We start from the raw sequence: 18,387 nt of genomic DNA on the forward strand, positions 1-18,387 counted from the left end.
GCGAGAGGATGAGCGGGCAAGGGCAGCGTGCACGGCACGTTGCCATTATCATGGACGGCAATGGCCGGTGGGCGAAGAAGCGCCACCTGCCCCGCGCGCTCGGCCACCAGCGCGGTGTCGAGGCGGTCCGCAGCCTCGTGCGCTCGCTGAAGGTTTTCGACATTGAATGCCTGACGCTCTATGCGTTCAGTTCCGAGAACTGGAAACGGCCCGAAGACGAGGTCGACGACCTGATGAACCTCATGCGCAAGTTCATCAAATCGGACCTGCCGGAATTCGTCGAGAACGGGGTGCGCCTCAAGATAATCGGTGACTGGCAGGGACTTGCGCCCGATATCGTGGAAATGCTCGAAGATGCGCTGACGCAGACCGCTGGCGGCAAGCGCACCGTGGCGGTGGCGCTCAACTACGGTAGTCAGCAGGAGATCGCCCGCGCGGCGCGCAAGGCCGCCGAAGATGGGCCGATCGACGTCGACAGCATCGCGCGGCATCTCGATACCGCGGATCTGCCGCCGCTCGACCTGCTGATCCGCACGAGCGGCGAGGTGCGCCTGTCCAATTTCCTGCTGTGGCAAACCGCCTATGCCGAAATGGCATTCGTCGATACGCTGTGGCCCGATTTCACGACCGAACACCTCGGCGAAGCGCTCGACGATTTCGCCAACCGGGAGAGACGCTATGGCGGACGCTGACACGCTTGCTCCGCGCAAGAATGCGGACCTGCCCGTGCGGGCCGCCTCCGCGCTTGTGATGGTCGTCGTGGCGGCAGCGGCGCTGGTGATCGGCGGTACGGTGTTCGACGCTTTCGTGGTGGCAATCGCAGCGATCGCCTTTGCCGAGTGCGTCCGGCTGATCTGGAAAGCGTTCTCCAATCCGGCGACGAGATTTGTCGCGATCGTGCTGGCCGCAGCCTATTTCGGTTTCGCCGCGGCAATCCTCATGGGTGCAGGCGATTTCCTGATCGTGCTGATCATCGGTGCAACCATTTTTACCGACACTTTTGCCTATTTCTCCGGACGGACCTTCGGCGGACCCAAGATCGCGCCGCGGATAAGCCCCTCGAAGACCTGGGCCGGTCTAGTCGGCGGCATGGTCGGGGCGGCGCTGTGGGTGGTCATGTGGGTCGTCTCGATCGACGGCGGGATCGTCGGCCCGCGCTTCGAACTCGGGCTCGCGCTCGACGCGGAGAACCTGTCGCTTGCCGCTGTCCTCGGGGCCGGCCTGGCGGTGGTGGCGCAAGCGGGCGACTTCCTCGAAAGCTGGCTCAAGCGGCGCGCCGGGGTCAAGGATTCCTCGCGCCTCATTCCCGGCCACGGCGGCGTCTTCGATCGAGTCGACGGCATGGTCCCGGTCGCCATCGCGGTCGGCCTCGTCGCGACGAGCATGGCTGGCTGATGCGACGCATTTCGATCCTCGGAGCAACGGGATCGGTCGGCGAGCAGACGCTCGACCTGATCCGGCGAAATCGTGCCGACTGGCAGGTGGTCGCGCTGACGGCCAACTGCTCGGCGGAGAAGCTGGCAGCCATGGCGCGTGAGTTCGAGGCGGAGATCGCCGTCGTCGGTGACGAGGGCTGCCTTACGCAACTGCGCGATGGGCTTGCCGGGTCGCAGGTCGCCGCCGCCGGAGGCGGCGAAGCGTTGTGCGAAGCTGCCGCTCGTCCGGCAGACATCGTGGTCGCGGCGATCGTCGGCTGTGCTGGGCTCGCACCTGTCATGGCCGCGATCGAGCAGGGCGCGACCGTCGCCCTGGCGAACAAGGAGGCGCTGGTTTCGGCTGGCGATGTCATGACGGCCGCGGTCGCGCGACATCAGGCATTGCTTCTGCCGGTCGACAGCGAACACAATGCGATCTTCCAGTGCCTCGCCGGCAACCGCTTGTCGCAGGTGCGCCGGATCACGCTGACGGCGAGCGGCGGCCCGTTGCGAACGGTGGAGGACCTGTCATCGGTGACGCCGGCGCAGGCCGTGGCGCATCCCAACTGGGACATGGGCGCCAAGATCAGCGTCGATAGTGCGACCATGTTCAACAAGGGCCTCGAACTGATCGAGGCGCATCACCTGTTCCCGGTCGGCCTCGACAAGCTCGACATCGTGGTCCACCCGCAAAGCGTGATCCATTCGATGGTCGAATACCGCGACGGATCGACGCTGGCGCAGCTCGGTCCGCCGGACATGCGCGTGCCGATCGCTTCGTGCCTCGCCTGGCCAGAGCGGATGGACACGCCCTGCAAGCCACTGGACCTGCCGGCGCTCGGGACGATGACTTTCGAAGCGCCCGACGAGGTTCGCTTCCCCGCGACGCGCCTGGCGCGCGATGCGGCGGAGCAGGGCGGCGCGGCGCCGGCAGTGCTCAACGCCGCGAACGAAGTTGCGGTCGCCGCCTTCCTCGCCGGTCAGATCGGGTTCACGCGCATCGCGGCATTGGTCGAGCGCACGCTCGAACGTTCGAACTTCGGCGCCGCGCCCAAGACGGTCGACGACGTGCTGTTGATTGATGCCGCCGCCCGCAAGACGGCGCGCGAAATGCTGGAGCACGCCTGAAATGTTCGAATCCGCCCCGGTCTGGATGTGGATCGTCGGCTTCCTGCTGGTGCTGGGGCCGCTGGTCACCGTGCACGAGCTCGGCCATTACCTCGTCGGTCGCTGGTTCGGCGTCAAAGCGGAAGCCTTCTCCATCGGTTTCGGAAAGGAACTCACCGGGTGGACGGACAGCGAGGGTACGCGCTGGAAACTGTCTGCCTTGCCGCTTGGCGGGTACGTCCAGTTCAAGGGCGACATGAACCCGGCGAGCATTCCCGATGCCGAGGCAATCGACAGTGCGACCGAAGAGGAACGCGACGGCAGTTTCCACCACGCCGCATTGTGGAAGCGCGCCCTCATCGTCTTTGCAGGTCCGGCCACCAACATTCTGGTGACGCTCGCGATCTTTGCTTCTTTCAACCTCGCTTACGGCAGGTTCGAGGCGAGCAGCGAGGTAGGCAGTTTCGCCGAGGTTTCGGCCGGGCGCGAGGCGGGCCTGCAGGTCGGCGACCGGATCGAGGCGATCGACGGTGCTCCGGTCGAGAACTTCAACGAAGTCGCGCAGCGGGTCATGATGTACCCGGGCAAGACGGTCGAGTTGGCCGTGGAGCGCAACGGGCGCGAACTGGTGATCCCGGTCACGATCGGCGATTTCACGGAGCAGGACCGGTTCGGCAACGAAAGCCGCATCGGCCGCATCGGGGTTTATTCCGGGCCGCCCGAAACCAGTTCCGTCGGGCCTGTCGAGGCGATTGCGTTGTCGGTCGACCAGAGCTGGGACCTCGTTCGCATGATGGTCACCGGGATCGCCCAGATCCTGACGGGTGACCGCTCGGTGAAGGAACTCGGCGGGCCGATCAAGATCGCCAAGTATTCGGGCGAGCAACTGAGCCTCGGGCTGATGTCCTTCGTCAGCTTTGCAGCCCTCATCTCGCTTAACTTGGCATTCATCAACCTGCTGCCAATTCCCGCCCTCGACGGCGGGCACCTGGCATTCTACGCGGCCGAAGCGGTCCGTCGAAAGCCGGTCGGCCCGCGTGGTCAGGAACTGGCGTATCGCACCGGAGTGGGCCTCGTGCTGGCTCTCATGCTGTTCGTCACGATAAACGACCTCGCTTCGCTCCCGCTGTTCGGGAGATAGCGGGGGATAGGACGCAGGAGGTCGGCTCATTCGCCGCAGCAATGCTTGATCGGATCGCAAGCATCGGGCACAGGGCGGCCACCGCCGCTGTAACCTCGCAAAACGGCCGGTAAAGCGGCAATCGATAGACCTGGTAAATGGACGGAAAACCCCCTTGTCGATGATGGAAACCAGACTGTGCGGCACCGTGAAACGGACTTCGCCCGCATCCTTCGCCTTGGCTCTGCTCGGGACCACCGTTCTCGCCGGGATACCGGTCGCCGCAGCGGCCCAGGACAGCGGCACGGCCCAGGCCGAAGCGCAGGTTCAGCCGGTTGCGCAGAACGACACGATCCGGACCATCCAGGTCGTCGGTTCGCAGCGGCTCGAGCCGCAGACGATCCTCAGCTACGTCAAGCTGCGCGCCGGGCAGACCTATACCCAGGCAGCCGGTGACCAGGCTCTGAAGGATCTTTACGATACCGAGCTGTTCTCGAGCGCGAGCGTGCGCAACGACAATGGCAACGTGATCATCGAGGTGGTCGAGAATCCGGTGATCAACCGGATCATCCTCGAGGGCAACAAGCGGATCAAGAACGACAAGATCCTGCCTGAAATCAAGCTCGCCGCGCGCCAGATCTTCACCCGTTCCAAGGTCCGTGCCGACGTTGCGCGCATCATCGAACTCTACAAGCGGCAGGGACGTTTCGCCGCGACGGTCGAGCCGAAGATGGTCGAACTGGCGCAGAACCGCGTCGACATCGTCTTCGAGATCACCGAAGGGCCCAAGTCCAAGGTTCGCCAGATCAACATCATCGGCAACGACGCGTTCTCCGATGGCGAACTGCGTTCCGAGATGGTCACCAAGCAGGCGCGCCTGACCAGCTTCCTCAGTTCCAACACCAGCTACGATCCCGATCGTCTCGCCTTCGACCAGCAGAAGCTGCGCCAGTTCTACCTGACCGAAGGCTATGCCGATTTCCGGGTGGTTTCGGCGGTCGCCGAGCTGACTCCCGACAAGCGCGATTTCATCATCACCTACGTCGTCGAGGAAGGCGAGCGCTACAAATTCGGCGATGTCGGCGTGGACAGCCAGATCCGTGACTTCGACAGCGAGCGGCTCGAGCGCACGCTGCCGATGAAGGAAGGCCAGTGGTACGACGCCAAACTGGTCGAGGACACCGTCGAGCAACTCAGCGAACTGGCCGGCACCTTCGGCTACGCCTTCGCCGACGTTTCGCCGCAGTTCAAGCCGAACCGCGAAAACCTCACCATGGACGTGGATTTCACAATCCGCGAGGCGCCGCGCGTTTATGTCGAGCGGGTCGACGTCAACGGCAACACGCTGACGCAGGACAAGGTCATTCGCCGCGAAATGCGGATCGCGGAAGGCGATGCGTTCAACTCGCTGCAGGTCAAGCGCTCGACCGCGCGCATTAACTCGCTGGGCTACTTCCAGGAAAACTTCGAGATCGAGCAGAAGGAAGGCTCCGCGCCCGACCGGATCATTCTCGAAGCCAATGTCGAGGAAAAGCCGACCGGCGAGCTCCAGCTATCGGCAGGCTTCTCCTCGATCGAGAGCTTCATCCTCGCGGCCTCGATCCGCCAGCGCAATTTCCGCGGGCGCGGGCAGACCGTCGGCGCCAGCGTCAACTGGTCGCGCTATTCGCGCTCGGCCCAGCTGAGCTTCACCGAGCCCTACGTGTTCGACCGGAACATCTCGCTCGGCGCGGACGTCTACCGCCGCGATTTCGACAACGGCTTCGGCAGCCGTCGCCGCACGACCTACGAACAGTCGACCACCGGCTTCAGCGTGCGTGCAGGCGTGCCGCTGACCGAATACATGTCGCTCGTCGGCAGCTACACCTTCAACTACGACGACGTGACGCTCGACGAGACCCAGTTCTTCGCCGATCTCGACGGTGACGGCGTGCGGACCTGCGAGCCGCTGCTGGCCGGTCGTTACCTGTGCGAAGCGGTTGGCAAGCGCACCAACTCCATTCTCGGGGCGACGCTGGCGTTCGACACGCTCGATAGCCGGTACCGCCCGACCCGTGGCCGCAGCCTGTCGCTGACCGGTGAATTCGCCGGCCTCGGCGGTTCTGTCCGCTACTTGCGCATCCGCGGCAAGGCAGCACAGTACTTCCCGCTCGGCAAGGGCTTCATCTTCTCGCTCACGGGCGAGGGCGGGGCGATCCGCGGCCTGCGCGACAGCGATGGCGACGGCTACAACGAAGTGCGCCTGACCGACCGGTTCTTCCTCGGCGAACCGCAGATGCGCGGCTTCGACATCCGCGGCGTCGGCCCGCGCGTGCTGCGCCAGCCGATCATCAGCGATGGCGAGGGTGGCAGCATTCTCGTTACCGACCAGAACCGGGTCCAGGATGACGCGATCGGCGGCACCGCCTACTACCTTGGCCGTGCAGAGGTCGAGATCCCGCTGGGCAGCGGCGCGCGCGAGATGGGCTTGCGTCCGTCGGTCTTCCTCGACGTCGGCTCGGTCTTCAACGTCCAGAACCCGCGCGTCCAGTCCAGTCCGTTCCCGGACGGGATCAGCATCCCGATCCGTGATGCGAGCGGCAACGCGCTGTACACGCAGATCGATGCCGCTGCGCTCAACGATGCCGGCAATTGCGTCGCATCCTCGACATCGACGGTTACGAACCCGGTCAATCCGAGCCCGCCGGCTTGTCTTGCCAACGCCAACAACGTCGCGCTGGCAAACAACATCCCGCCGTTCCAGGAAGTCTTCCTGGGCGACAGTTGGAAACCGCGCGTTTCGATCGGGATCGGGGTCAACTGGAACTCGCCATTCGGTCCGTTCAGGATCGATTTTGCTCACGTCCTGCGTAAGCAGGAAGGTGACGACACGAAACGCTTCACATTCAATGTAGGAACGCAATTCTGATGAAACTTCTTCTCAAGCCCGCCGTCGCGCTGGGCCTCGCCATGGCTGCCGCCTCGCCGCTCGTCTCCGCTCCCGCCTACGCGCAGAGCGCGAACGGTGTCGGCGTTGTCAGCCTGCCGGCTGCCGTCGCGAATTCGAATGCTTACAAGGTCGCCGAGCAGCAGCGCCCCGTCACGTACAAGGCGCAGCTCGACCAGGCCGAGGCACGCCGTGCCGCGATCGCCGCGCAGCTCCAGCCGATGATGACCAAGTTCAACACCGACCGTCAGGCCGCAAATCCGAACCAGCAGGCGCTCCAGCAGCAGGCCACGCAGATCCAGCAGATCGAGCAGAACGGCCAGCGCGAACTTCAGCAGATCCTCGCGCCGGTCTCGCTGAGCCGCGCCTACGTGACCGAGCAGATCGAGGACAAGCTTGACGATGCGGTGCAGGCCGCAGCCAAGAAGAAGAACATCACGCTGATCCTTGATCCGTCGCAAGGCGCGGTGGTCTTCGCCGATGCCAAGCACAACATCACACAGGACGTCGTGAACGAGTTGAACGCGCTGCTTCCCAGTGCACAGCTGGTTCCGCCGCAGGGTTGGCTCCCGCGCGAAATCCGCGAGCAGCAGGCCGCCGCAGCAGCCGCCCAGGGCCAGCAGCCCGCCGCTCCGGCGACCGGCGCGCAGCCGACCGGCCGCTAAGACCAGAAGAACGGGGGCAGGGGTATGAGCGAGAGCGGATTCGACGTCGTCGAGGTGCTGAAGCGCCTGCCGCATCGCTATCCCCTGCTGCTCGTCGACCGCGTGGCCGAGCTCGTCCCGGACGAGCGGATCCACGCGATCAAGGCGGTCAGCTTCAACGAGGACTTCTTCCAGGGGCATTTCCCCGGCTCGCCGATCATGCCCGGCGTGCTCCAGATCGAGGCGCTGGCGCAAGCCGCCGGTGTCCTCGCAGTGGAAAGCCTCGGCCTCGCGGGCTCGGGCAAGCTGGTCTATTTCATGGCGATCGAGAATGCCAAGTTCCGCTCGCCCGTGACGCCGGGCGTGTTGCTCGATCTCAAGGCCGAGTTCGTCCAGAAACGCGCCCGCGTGTGCAAGTTCGCGGGCGAGGCCTCGGTCGAAGGCAAGGTGACCTGCGAGGTCAGTTTCACCGCGATGATCGCGGACGCACCGGAATAATCTTGCCAAACGGGCGAACGGTCGCTACCCGCGCGCCTTTCCCAACACAGCTGGACCGGTCGGAACCGTTCCGAAGCTAGAAGGACGTTTATCATGAAGGCCGAAGGTCACCCCGAATATCACATGATCACGGTCAAGATGACCGATGGCACCGAGTTCCAGACGCGCTCCACCTGGGGCAGCGAGGGCGACACAATGACGCTCGAAATCGACCCGACCAGCCACCCGGCATGGACCGGCGGTCGCCAGCAGCTGCAGGAAGGTGGCCGCGTTGCCGCCTTCAACAAGCGCTTCGGCGGGCTCAGCCTCAAGAAGTAACGAAATTTCCGGCCACGCGGGCTTCGGCCCGTTACGGGGGGCGGTCCGACGGGGCCGCCCTTTTTCGTGTCAGTGCAATTCGATCCTGCGCACCAGCAGCCAGAACGTCGCGGTGCCGACCCACACCGTCGACAGGAGCAGGAACGCGGCAAAGGCGCTCCGCGGATAGAGGAAATAGCTCGCCGCGTAGAGCACCGCCGGCAGAATCGCGAGCGTGGCCATCGCGAGCATCCTGAGCAGAGACGAGCCGAGAAAGTGCCTCAGGGCAATATAGGCCGGCACGCCGAGGACCGTCGCCGCGATCGCAATCAGATAGGGGAAGGGCGTGCGCACCGCGCGGTGGAGCGGGATGTCATCGACGACCATCCAGTAAATGGTCGAAACCAGCGCTGCGACTAGAGCCGAGACGATCAGGCGGAGCGCGACCGGAAGTCGGCTCACCAGCCCCATTCCCTTTCGCGATACCACTTGGTGATGATGTATTTCGTGCCCTTGCGCACTTTCATCCCGTGGTGGAGCGTCGCCGGATTCACGCCGCCGTCGGGCAGTCGGTTGTTCCAGCACAGCAGCTTGCCGACTTCGGGCTGCACGATCTTGCCCAGCGCCTTAAAGCGTGTCCCGCCGCCAGCCTCCACCTCGTCGAGATAGACCATAAAAGTCCAGGTGCGTTGTCCGGCTATCGAGCAGAACCTGTCGTAATCGGCACCGCCCGGCTCGAAATAGTCGGTGTGCGGTTTGAATTCCTGGCCGGGGGCATAGCGCTGGCCCTGGACCGGCTCGCCGAAGGCGGCATCGATCCCGTTCAGGGCTGCGAGTTTCTCTTCGAGCTCGGCGACCGGGGTATCGGCGACATCGAGGTCGCACGTCTCGCTGGTGCGGAAGTAGTCGTCGCCATTGGGGTCCGCGATGGTGGAGGGGCGACGTCGGGCGTCGATCAGCCGGATCAGCGCGGCGCAGTGTGCTGGCGACAGGAATCCGCGCAGCTGCAACAGCTCCAGCTGTGACGAGGGCACGCGCTGCATTCCGCGTCCTGCGAGTCGCTCGATACTGGTGTGGCCAGACCCGATCATTGGCGGGCAGGATAGGCCGGACGGCCGGTCGCACAAGAGGCTCCCTCGACGCCGCGAAAGATTGTTGCGTGCGAGCGCTCATGCAGCAGTTTTCGCTTCCCAAATCGACCCGCCTATGCAACAGCGCCGCCGCCGTCCGGATACCGGCTTGACCGGTGGGTGGGCGGCACTATCAGGCCCCCCTTGCACGGCATGGCCGGGGCATGTGGCGATCGTAGCTCAGTTGGTTAGAGCGCCGGTTTGTGGTACCGGAGGTCGCGGGTTCGAACCCCGTCGATCGCCCCATTCGTCCTTCGCAGCGCCGCTTCACGCCAGCCTCGAAAGGCTCATCGATGACTGCATTCTGGACCGAACCCGATTACGACGACCACGAGATCGTGCATTTCGTGCGTGACCGCGTGAGCGGCCTGACGGCGATCATCGCGGTCCATTCGACGCACCTCGGCCCGGGCGCTGGCGGCACGCGCTTCTGGCATTATGCCGATCCCAAGGACGGGTTGCGCGATGCGCTGCGGCTGAGCCGGGGTATGAGCTACAAGAACGCCATGGCAGGCCTGCCGATGGGCGGCGGCAAGGCGGTGATCCTCGCCGACCGGAACCGGACCAAGACGCCGGAAATGCTCGCCGCCTTCGGGCGTGCGATCGACGGGCTCGGCGGCAAATACGTGACCGCGGAGGACGTCGGGATTTCCGAAGCCGACATGGTCGCAGTCGCCCGGGAAACCGAGTTCGTCACCGGGCTTCCGACCGAGGCGAGCGACGATGTCGGCGGCGATCCGGGTCCGTTCACGGCAATGGGCATTTTCCATGGCATCAAGGCCGCCGTGGCGCACAAGCTGCGACGGGAGAGCCTCGAAGGCGTGCATGTCGCGATCCAGGGCACCGGGAGCGTGGGCGGCGGCGTTGCCAGGTTGCTCGCGCGTGACGGCGCGAAGCTGACCCTGTCCGACATCGACGAAGAACGCGCAGCGGCGCTCGCCGACCAACTCGGCGCGGACCACGTGGCGTCGGACGCGATCATGGGCGTGGGCTGCGACGTGTTCAGTCCGAATGCGCTCGGTGCGATCCTCGACGACGAAGGCATCGCCAGGCTCGACTGCGCGATCGTGGCGGGTGGAGCGAACAACCAGCTTGCACGCGCACACCATGGCGCGATGCTGGCTGCGCGCGATATTCTCTACGCGCCGGATTACGTCATCAACGCCGGCGGCATCATCAGCGTGGCGATGGAGTACTTGTGCCGCCGCCACGGCGATCCGTGCGACATCAACGAGGTTCGCAAGCGAATCGCGCAGATCCCGACGCGCCTCGAACAAATCTGGCTCGAGAGCGAGCGCAGCGGCGAGACATCCGACCGCGTGGCCGACGCCATGGCGCAGAAGCTGATCGGGCGCTGAGCCCGGGCGATCGCGCCGGTTGAGCTTGCGGGGTGCGCGCCTCGCTGGCAAAGGGTCCCCGAACGGACTTTCCATGCATGGTTTCGCCAATCCCAGACGCTTCCTGTCGCTTGCCGGCTGGCTGACGCCGCTGCTGCTCGCCGGCGGGCTGGTGCTTACCGCGGTCGCCTTGTGGTGGGGGCTGTTCCATGCCCCGGCGGACCGGCTGATGGGCGACACCGTGCGTATCCTGTTCATCCACGTGCCGGCCGCTTGGCTCGGCATGGGCGGCTGGACCGCCATCGCGATCGCGAGCCTCGCCTTTCTCGTCTGGCGGCATCCCTTGGCAGCGATCGCCGCGCGTGCAGCGGCGGTGCCCGGCATGGTCTTCACCGCGATCTGCCTTGCCACCGGATCGATCTGGGGCCGCCCGACCTGGGGCACCTGGTGGGTGTGGGACGGACGCCTGACCAGCATGCTGGTTCTGCTGTTCCTCTACTTCGGCTATATTGCGTTGTCGCAGGCGGTCGCGCGCGAGGGCGGATCGAGCCGCATCCCGGCGATCTTCGGGCTTGTCGGCGCGATCAATATCCCGATCATCAACCGATCGGTCGTGTGGTGGAATTCGCTTCACCAGCCGCCCAGCATCACGATGGGCAAGAGCGCGATCGATCCCGCATTCCTGTGGCCGCTGGGCTTGGCGACGCTGGGCTTTTCGCTGCTGTTCGGAGGGATCGTCCTTGCCCGGATGCGGGCCTTGCTCGCCGATATCCAGGCCGAGGCGCGAATTCGCAGGAAGGCAGCCGCCTGATGCGCGAGGCGCTCGATCAATGGGACTTCGTCCTCGCCGCCTATGCGGTGGGCCTCGCCGGCACGATCGGCATGGTCGCTTGGGCGTGGTTCGACATGAAGCGTGCCGAAGCGCGCCGCGACAAGGCACGCGGCAAATGACCGGAAGGCTCAAACCCAAGCACCAGCGGCTCGTTCTCGTGGTGGTCGCGCTCATCGCGCTGGTCGGCGCTGCCCTGCTCGCGAGCTGGGCGCTGCGCAGCCAGGCGAGCTATTTCTACCTGCCCGAGCAGATGGCCGAAGATCCGCCTGCGCCCGACCAGGCGGTGCGACTGGGCGGAATGGTCGAGGAAGGCAGCCTTGAAACGCTGGCAGACGGCGTGACGATTTCCTTCACCGTCACCGGCCGCGAGAATTCGGCGATCCCGGTGCGCTTTTCCGGCATCGTGCCGGACCTGTTCGTGGAAGGCTCGGGCGTCGTCGCCGAGGGAAGGCTCGGCGCGGACGGCGTGTTCGTCGCGGACAATCTCCTCGCCAAGCACGACGAGAACTACGTGCCCCGCGAATTGCAGGACATGACCGAGCACCAGGCCGCCGAAATGGCCGAAGACACGACGGTCGGCCTCTGATGGCCGCAGAACTGGGTCTGGCAGCATTGTGGATGGCAGCGGCGCTGGCGGTACTGCAATTGCTGGCTGGCGCGCTCGCCTTGCGCGGCGGAGAGCGTGACGGCGCGGCAATGGCGGCACTTGTCCGTCCCGCAGCGGCGGTGCAAGGCCTGCTCGCGGCGGTTTCCTTTGCCGCGCTGCTCTGGGTTTTCGCGATCACGGACCTGTCGGTGAAGCTGGTCGCAGCCAATTCGCATGTCGACAAGCCGCTGGTGTTCAAGGTCGCCGGGGCATGGGGCAACCACGAAGGCTCCATGCTTTTGTGGGTCACGGTCATGGCGCTGGCCGGAGCACTGATCGCCGCGATCGAGCGGCGCCTGCCCGAACGCACCATGCTGGCGACTCTGGGCGCACAGGCGTTTGTCGGGATCGGCTTCTATGCCTTCCTGCTGTTCAGTTCGAATCCGTTCGAGCGCCTGCCGGTTCCGGCCGAACAGGGGCTGGGCCTCAATCCCCTGCTGCAGGACCTCGGTCTCGCCTTCCATCCGCCGACCCTTTATTTCGGCTATGTCGGACTGTCGGTCGCGTTCAGTTTTGCAGTCGGCGCGCTGCTGACGCGGCAGGTCACGCCCGAATTCGCGCGGGTCATGCGCCCGTGGATCCTCGGCGCCTGGGTCTTCCTGACTCTCGGCATCACCGCCGGCAGCTACTGGGCCTATTACGAGCTTGGCTGGGGCGGCTGGTGGTTCTGGGACCCGGTCGAGAACGCGTCGCTGATGCCGTGGCTCGCGGCGACTGCATTGCTCCATTCCGCTAGCGTGCTGGCCAGTCGCGATGCCCTGCGCACCTGGACGATCATGCTCGGCGTCGTCGCCTTTTCCATGAGCATGGTCGGCACCTTCCTGGTGCGCTCGGGCGTGCTGACGAGCGTTCATGCATTCGCGGTCGATCCCGAACGCGGCAGCTTCATCCTCGCGCTGCTGGCGATCTACATCGGCGGCGCATTGCTGCTTTTCGCCCTTCGCGCAGGAGCGATCAGCGAAGGAAAGCGCTTTTCCGCGACCAGCCGCGAAGGGGCGCTGGTGTTCAACAATGTCATGCTCAGCGCGCTGCTGGGCGTGGTGCTGCTCGGCACCCTCTACCCGCTGCTGACCGAGGCATTCGATGTGCGCGTGTCGGTCGGACCGCCCTATTTCAACCCGGTCGGCGCGGTCTTCGCCCTGCCGATGCTGGCGGTGATGGCCGTTGGTCCGCTACTGCGCTGGCGGCGGGACAGCCTTGCGCGCGTCTCGAAGCCGGTCATCCTCGTCGCGGCGATCGCGCTCGGTGTGCTGGTCGCGGTCGTACTGCTCGGCAACGTGCATATCCTGCCGCTGCTGGGCCTGGCGCTCGCAGCCGGGCTGGCGGTTGCCAGCTTCATGCCGCTGCGAGGACGCAAGCTGTTGCGGACGCCGCTAAGCACATGGGGCATGATCGTCGCGCATTTCGGCATCGCAATCGCGCTGTTCGGCATGGCCAGCGAAACGGCCTTCAGCGAGGAACGGCTCGTCGCGGTTGCCGACGGCGACACGACGCAAGTCGGTCCGTGGCAGGTAACGCTCGCCGGCGTGATGCCGGTCGCGGGGCCGAACTGGACCGCGCTGGAAGCGAAACTTGCCGCAAGCTATCGGGGCGGAGCCGGGATCGAGCTCGATCCCCAGTCGCGCAGCTTCTGGTCGCCGCCGCAGCAGACGACCGAGAGCGCGCTGGCGACCCGTTGGAACGGCCAGCTTTATGCCGTGCTGGGCGCGCAGGCCGACGATGGCCGCTGGCAGTTGCGACTGTGGTGGAAGCCGTTCGTGACCTTCATCTGGTACGGCGGTCTGCTCGTCGCGCTCGGAGGCGCCCTGTCGATCTTCGGCCGGCTGCAGGCAGACCTGCGCCGTCGGACTGCGCGCCGGCTCATCAATGAACGCCGCACCGAACGGGAGTCCCTCGCATGAAACGCTGGCTTCTCTTCATACCGCTGGCGCTGTTCCTGTTCTTCGTCGGCGTTGCCGCCTACCAGCTGAGCCAGCCGAAGGACGATTTCGTCCGGACGGCGATGCTCGGCGAACCGCTGCCGGAATTCGCGCTTCGCCCCGCAACCGCAGCGCTGCCGGGGGTAGCGACGGCGGACTTCAGGGACGGCAAGCCGCGGCTGCTGAATATCTGGGCGAGCTGGTGCATTCCCTGCATCGCCGAGGCACCGCAGCTTGCCGCGCTCGAAGCTGCCGGGGTGGAAATCGTCGGGGTCGCGATCCGCGACAAGCCGGAAGACGTTGCGGCGTTTCTCGATCGCTACGGCAATCCCTACACGCGGATCGGGGCAGACGATCTGTCCGAGATCCAGCTTGCCATCGGGTCGTCGGGCGTACCCGAGACCTTCGTGATCGATGGCGAGGGGCGAATAACCTACCAGCACATCGGCGACATCCGCGAACCCGACGTCGCGGTTCTGCTCGAGGAATTGCAGGAGGCAGCCGAGTGAGGGCGCTGCTGGCCTTTGCCGCGCTGATCCTGGCGGTTCCGCTGCCAGCGCAGGATTCGATGCCGCCGGCACCCTATGCCTATCGCCAGCTCGAAGATCCGGTCCTCGAATCGCAGGCGCAGCAGCTGATGGAAACCTTGCGCTGCCTCAAGTGCCAGTCGCAATCGATCGCCGACAGCGACGCGCCGATGGCCGGCGACATGCGGCACCAGGTCCGCACCCGGATCGAGGCCGGCGAACAGCCCGAGGCGATCCGTGCCTGGTTGGTCGAGCGTTACGGCGACTACGTCAGCTACGAACCGCAACTCAGCGCGGCGACCTGGCCTCTTTATGCCGTGCCGCTGGTGCTGATCCTGCTGGCGCTGTTCCTTCTTTGGCGGCGAATGGGTCGGCGAACCGGCGAGGGCGAAGCATGACCTGGCTCCTAGTCGGCGTGCTCGCGCTGGCCGCGCTCGTCGTTGCTCACCTGGGCCTGCGGCTTCCGCGCGCAAGCATGATGCTGTTCGCATCCGCACTGCTGTTCGGCCTGGCCGGATATGCCTTGCAGGGGTCGCCGGCCCAACCCGCAGCGCCGTCGCTCACGCGCGTGGTGGCCGCCGAGGACGGGGAGGCGCTGGTCGCTGCCCGCCGCGAAGTGTTCGATACGGGCCAGCAACCGGCTCGCTACATCGTCGTCGCCGATGCCTTTGCGCGGCGCGGGCAATATGCCGATGCCGCCCAGATGCTGCGTGGGGCGGTAGCGGAACAACCCGGCAATGCCGAGGCTTGGGTCGCGCTCGGCAATGCATTGGTAGAACATGCCGGAGGCCAGCTGACCCCGGCGGCGATCGAGGCTTTCGGCCGGGCGGAAGCGGCGCGGCCCGATCATCCCGGCGCGGGATATTTTCTCGGGATCGCGCTGATCCGCTCGGGCCGGATCGACGCGGCGCGCGACTTGTGGGCGCAGATGCTGGCGGCGACGCCCGCCGATGCGCCGTGGCGCGCAGCGCTGGCAGACCGGCTTGCCCGGCTCGACGCGATGATCGGGCAGATGGCCGCGCAGGCTGCTGGCCAAGCCCCCGATTGAGCAGATATTGCGGCTGCGAACGCACCCTGCTAATCGCCGCGCCCTTCGGGTGGCACGGGGGCATCGGCGCCCGGCTCGATCGCAAGGGACATCTGCATGAGCGAAACCGGCTCGCAAGCGGATCGCGCACCGGAAACCGCGTCCGGCGAGGGTAGTGGTCACGGCCACGGCCACGGCAGTTCGCGCACGGCGCTGGCTGTCGGCGCCATCGGCATCGTCTTCGGCGATATCGGCACCAGCCCGCTCTACGCCTTCCGCGAGACCTTTTCCGACGCCAGCACCTATTCGCTGGCGATCGACCGCCTGCACGTGTTGGGTGTCGTCAGCCTGATCTTCTGGTCGATGGTGATCGTCGTCGCCCTGCAATACGTCACGATCCTAATGCGCGCGGACAACAAGGGGCAGGGCGGCAGCCTCGCCCTGGTCGCCTTGCTCAGCCGCCATATCGGGCGCTCGAGCTACGGATGGCTGGTGGTCCTGCTCGGTGTCTTCGCGACCTCCCTGTTCTACGGCGACAGCATGATCACGCCGGCGATCTCGGTCCTGTCGGCGGTGGAGGGGCTGACGGTGGTCGACCACCGGCTCGATCCGCTGGTCATACCCATCGCGCTCGTCCTGCTCATCTTCCTGTTTTTCCTGCAGAAACGCGGGACGGCAAAGGTCGGGATGCTGTTTGCGCCGGTGATGATCGTTTATTTCTGCGTCATTGCCGGGATGGGCGGCTGGCAGATCATCCAGAACCCCGACATCCTGTGGGCGCTCAACCCCTGGTACGCGCTGCAATTCTTCCTGACCGACGGGTTCATCGCCTTCCTCGCGCTGGGTGCAGTGGTCCTCGCGGTGACGGGGTCGGAAGCGCTCTATTCCGATATGGGGCATTTCGGGCGCGGCCCGATGCGCCTATCGTGGTTCGGTTTCGTGATGCCGTGCCTGTTGCTGAACTATTTCGGCCAGGGCGCGATGATCGCCGCGCTGCCGCCGGAGCAAGCCGCCGAAGTCGTGCGCAACCCGTTCTTCCTGCTCGCGAGCGAGGAATGGCGCCTGCCGCTGGTGATCCTTGCCACGGTCGCGACCTTCATCGCCAGCCAAGCGGTGATCTCGGGCGCATTCTCGATCACGCACCAGGCGATGCAACTGGGCTTCATTCCGCGTCTCTCGATCCGCCACACCAGCGTGACCGAGGCGGGCCAGATCTACATTCCCGTGGTCAACTGGGCGCTGATGGTCGCGGTCATCATCCTCGTGCTGACTTTCCAGACATCGTCCAACCTCGCCAGCGCATATGGTATCGCGGTGACGGGTGCGGTGACCATCGACACGCTGCTGATGGGCGTGCTGTTCGTCGGCGTGTGGAAATGGAAATGGTGGATCGCGGCGCCAGTCGTCGCTTTCTTCCTGATCGTCGACGGCGCGTATTTCGCGGCCAACCTGACCAAGGTACCCCAGGGCGGCTGGTTCCCGCTGGTGGTGGGCCTCATCGCGTTCACCATGCTGACCACGTGGGCCAAGGGGCGCAAGCTGATGCGTGCCCGCATGAGCGAGACGGCGATGCCGATCGAGATTTTCGCCAAGTCCGCCCACAACAGCGCGGTTCGCGTGCCGGGCACGGCGATCTTCATGGCATCGCAGACCGGCGGCGTGCCTTCCGCGCTGTTGCACAACATCAAGCATAACAAGGTGCTGCACGAACGGGTCGTGATCCTGACGGTCGAGATCGATGATGTGCCCTACGTCGACGAGCACGAGCGGTGCGAGATGCACGATCTGGGCGACGGCTTCTATCGCGCGATCCTGCATTACGGTTTCATGGAAGAAACCGACGTGCCGCTGGGTCTCAAGTCGATGTCGCGTTGCGGCGGCGAGTTCGACATGATGCAGACCAGCTTCTTCCTCAGTCGGCAGACCTTGCTGCCGAGCGGCGACGATGCGGGCATGCCGATCTGGCGTGAGAAGATCTTCGCGTGGATGCTGCGCAATGCGGCGACGGCGATGGAGTTCTTCCGCCTGCCGACGAACCGCGTGGTGGAGCTCGGCAGCCAGGTCAGGATCTAGCGGGAAGCGCGGCTTCGCGAACGTCCGCTAACGATCCGATTCGGGGCATGCTGGAGCTCGGGCCTTGAACATGCTCGCGAGCAAGGCATTGAACGATTGCAGCCATGCGTTAGCCTGCAGATATGGAAGTGAAAGCCGCGGACTTGAGTAAAGCGCTCAGGCGTCACGTTGTGCCCCTGCTCGTCGAGGCCGGGTTTGATGATGTGACAGGTCGGAGATTCTGGCGCCATAGGTACGGCAGGATCGATCACGTGGAAATCTCAAGCCTATCCACCTATCGAGCTCTGACCGCCCAAGCCACTACAGCATCCTTCGTCGTCAGGATGGCCATCTCATTGGAGCACTATGGCTTCGAGAACGATCCGTTTCACAAGCACCACATAGCCATGGGTCCATCGGGCCCGAGGCCGAATGAGAACCAAATGCCGATACGGGGCGTAGTTTGCCCGAAAGACGCCCCTCCTTTGCGGCTCGGACGATGGGGGTGGGAGTGCGAAACGCTCTGGCGAGTGACGTCTGTTGCCGAAGCTGATCAGGCGGCAGTCGACCTTCGCGAGCAATTTACCCGCTATGCGTTGGAATGGTTGGAAACGGAGTGGGACGTGCAGGACATCCTGGCACTGCTGCATTGGCAGGAGAGCCGCCTGTTCATTGCGAAAAGTGAGAACGGCTCGCACCTGCAGTTGGACGCGGAATTACCCGGCAGCGCCATTCGGAATGCACACATCGCAATGGCCGAGAATGCTAAAAAAAATCCCCATAGAGGACGGAAAGCCACCCAATAGCGGACACTCCGGCGCAAAGATCAGCGAGCGTCCGCTAACGACCCATTTGCGGACATTTGGTGAGCGTACTAACGCTGTACTGTGCTTCAATATTTTCGAACACT

Annotated in this window: 20 protein-coding genes and 1 tRNA gene; 19 read left to right on the forward strand and 2 right to left on the reverse strand. The window is 65.0% G+C overall.

The features are described 5' to 3' along the window. The first annotated feature begins 8 nt into the window (after window positions 1-8). The 8 genes from uppS to rpmE all read left to right on the forward strand — a co-directional run bounded on the left by uppS (window position 9) and on the right by rpmE (window position 8,028). Window positions 9-692 carry a polyprenyl diphosphate synthase gene (gene uppS / locus GRI48_RS11570; protein ID WP_160676207.1) on the forward strand — a complete coding sequence of 228 codons (684 nt, stop codon included), beginning with the start codon at window positions 9-11 and terminating at the stop codon, window positions 690-692. After that, window positions 679-1,395 (forward strand): phosphatidate cytidylyltransferase, encoded by a 717-nt coding sequence (locus GRI48_RS11575; protein WP_160676210.1) that lies wholly within the window; start codon window positions 679-681, stop codon window positions 1,393-1,395. Before uppS ends, GRI48_RS11575 begins: the two co-directional genes overlap by 14 nt. Beyond that, entirely contained in the window at window positions 1,395-2,543 is a 1,149-nt protein-coding gene (gene dxr, locus GRI48_RS11580; RefSeq protein WP_160676213.1) for a 1-deoxy-D-xylulose-5-phosphate reductoisomerase, read from the forward strand. Before GRI48_RS11575 ends, dxr begins: the two co-directional genes overlap by 1 nt. A gap of 1 nt (window position 2,544) precedes the next feature. Continuing rightward, window positions 2,545-3,663 carry an RIP metalloprotease RseP gene (gene rseP / locus GRI48_RS11585; RefSeq protein ID WP_237451918.1) on the forward strand — a complete coding sequence of 373 codons (1,119 nt, stop codon included), beginning with the start codon at window positions 2,545-2,547 and terminating at the stop codon, window positions 3,661-3,663. 160 nt (window positions 3,664-3,823) lie between these two features. Beyond that, a complete protein-coding gene (gene bamA, locus GRI48_RS11590) occupies window positions 3,824-6,550 on the forward strand; it encodes an outer membrane protein assembly factor BamA (protein ID WP_419956963.1) in 2,727 nt (908 codons plus the stop codon). After that, window positions 6,550-7,233 carry an OmpH/Skp family outer membrane protein gene (locus GRI48_RS11595; protein WP_160676216.1) on the forward strand — a complete coding sequence of 228 codons (684 nt, stop codon included), beginning with the start codon at window positions 6,550-6,552 and terminating at the stop codon, window positions 7,231-7,233. The genes bamA and GRI48_RS11595 overlap by 1 nt, the downstream gene beginning before the upstream one ends. Before the next feature lie 24 nt (window positions 7,234-7,257). After that, window positions 7,258-7,710 carry a 3-hydroxyacyl-ACP dehydratase FabZ gene (fabZ, locus tag GRI48_RS11600; RefSeq protein ID WP_160676218.1) on the forward strand — a complete coding sequence of 151 codons (453 nt, stop codon included), beginning with the start codon at window positions 7,258-7,260 and terminating at the stop codon, window positions 7,708-7,710. 93 nt (window positions 7,711-7,803) lie between these two features. Continuing rightward, on the forward strand, window positions 7,804-8,028 hold the full coding sequence (rpmE, locus tag GRI48_RS11605; RefSeq protein WP_160676220.1) for a 50S ribosomal protein L31: 225 nt from the start codon (window positions 7,804-7,806) through the stop codon (window positions 8,026-8,028). Window positions 8,029-8,097: 69 nt separating this feature from the next. Here rpmE and GRI48_RS11610 read toward each other — a convergent pair whose 3' ends face one another. Together GRI48_RS11610 and GRI48_RS11615 are read right to left on the reverse strand one after the other, a co-directional pair. Next, entirely contained in the window at window positions 8,098-8,469 is a 372-nt protein-coding gene (locus GRI48_RS11610; RefSeq protein WP_160676222.1) for a hypothetical protein, read from the reverse strand. Next, on the reverse strand, window positions 8,466-9,050 hold the full coding sequence (locus GRI48_RS11615; protein ID WP_337190822.1) for a prolyl hydroxylase family protein: 585 nt from the start codon (window positions 9,048-9,050) through the stop codon (window positions 8,466-8,468). The genes GRI48_RS11610 and GRI48_RS11615 overlap by 4 nt, the downstream gene beginning before the upstream one ends. Before the next feature lie 256 nt (window positions 9,051-9,306). Here GRI48_RS11615 and GRI48_RS11620 point away from each other — a divergent pair. From GRI48_RS11620 to GRI48_RS11665, 11 genes are all read left to right on the forward strand, one after another. Then, window positions 9,307-9,383, forward strand: a tRNA-His gene (locus tag GRI48_RS11620). Window positions 9,384-9,430: 47 nt separating this feature from the next. Further along, window positions 9,431-10,495 (forward strand): Glu/Leu/Phe/Val family dehydrogenase, encoded by a 1,065-nt coding sequence (locus tag GRI48_RS11625; protein ID WP_160676226.1) that lies wholly within the window; start codon window positions 9,431-9,433, stop codon window positions 10,493-10,495. A gap of 73 nt (window positions 10,496-10,568) precedes the next feature. After that, the gene (gene ccmC, locus GRI48_RS11630) at window positions 10,569-11,285 is read left to right on the forward strand and encodes a heme ABC transporter permease CcmC (RefSeq protein WP_160676244.1); all 717 of its coding nucleotides are present in this window, start codon (window positions 10,569-10,571) and stop codon (window positions 11,283-11,285) included. Then, complete coding sequence (locus tag GRI48_RS14195; protein ID WP_202389324.1) at window positions 11,285-11,425, forward strand: hypothetical protein; 141 nt, start codon at window positions 11,285-11,287, stop codon at window positions 11,423-11,425. The genes ccmC and GRI48_RS14195 overlap by 1 nt, the downstream gene beginning before the upstream one ends. Further along, window positions 11,422-11,892 (forward strand): cytochrome c maturation protein CcmE, encoded by a 471-nt coding sequence (gene ccmE, locus GRI48_RS11635; protein WP_160676247.1) that lies wholly within the window; start codon window positions 11,422-11,424, stop codon window positions 11,890-11,892. The genes GRI48_RS14195 and ccmE overlap by 4 nt, the downstream gene beginning before the upstream one ends. Then, the gene (locus GRI48_RS11640; RefSeq protein WP_160676250.1) at window positions 11,892-13,853 is read left to right on the forward strand and encodes a heme lyase CcmF/NrfE family subunit; all 1,962 of its coding nucleotides are present in this window, start codon (window positions 11,892-11,894) and stop codon (window positions 13,851-13,853) included. The genes ccmE and GRI48_RS11640 overlap by 1 nt, the downstream gene beginning before the upstream one ends. Then, window positions 13,850-14,380 carry a DsbE family thiol:disulfide interchange protein gene (locus tag GRI48_RS11645; protein ID WP_160676253.1) on the forward strand — a complete coding sequence of 177 codons (531 nt, stop codon included), beginning with the start codon at window positions 13,850-13,852 and terminating at the stop codon, window positions 14,378-14,380. The genes GRI48_RS11640 and GRI48_RS11645 overlap by 4 nt, the downstream gene beginning before the upstream one ends. After that, complete coding sequence (locus GRI48_RS11650; protein ID WP_337190823.1) at window positions 14,377-14,796, forward strand: cytochrome c-type biogenesis protein; 420 nt, start codon at window positions 14,377-14,379, stop codon at window positions 14,794-14,796. The genes GRI48_RS11645 and GRI48_RS11650 overlap by 4 nt, the downstream gene beginning before the upstream one ends. Further along, window positions 14,793-15,446: a tetratricopeptide repeat protein gene (locus GRI48_RS11655; RefSeq protein ID WP_160676256.1), complete on the forward strand. Its 654-nt coding sequence runs from the start codon at window positions 14,793-14,795 to the stop codon at window positions 15,444-15,446. Before GRI48_RS11650 ends, GRI48_RS11655 begins: the two co-directional genes overlap by 4 nt. A gap of 96 nt (window positions 15,447-15,542) precedes the next feature. Beyond that, window positions 15,543-17,498 carry a potassium transporter Kup gene (locus GRI48_RS11660; protein ID WP_160676259.1) on the forward strand — a complete coding sequence of 652 codons (1,956 nt, stop codon included), beginning with the start codon at window positions 15,543-15,545 and terminating at the stop codon, window positions 17,496-17,498. A gap of 122 nt (window positions 17,499-17,620) precedes the next feature. Continuing rightward, a complete protein-coding gene (locus tag GRI48_RS11665) occupies window positions 17,621-18,283 on the forward strand; it encodes a hypothetical protein (protein WP_160676281.1) in 663 nt (220 codons plus the stop codon). Window positions 18,284-18,387: the final 104 nt, after the last annotated feature.

The organism is Qipengyuania oceanensis, from assembly GCF_009827535.1.
In the GTDB taxonomy this organism is placed as follows: domain Bacteria; phylum Pseudomonadota; class Alphaproteobacteria; order Sphingomonadales; family Sphingomonadaceae; genus Qipengyuania_C; species Qipengyuania_C oceanensis.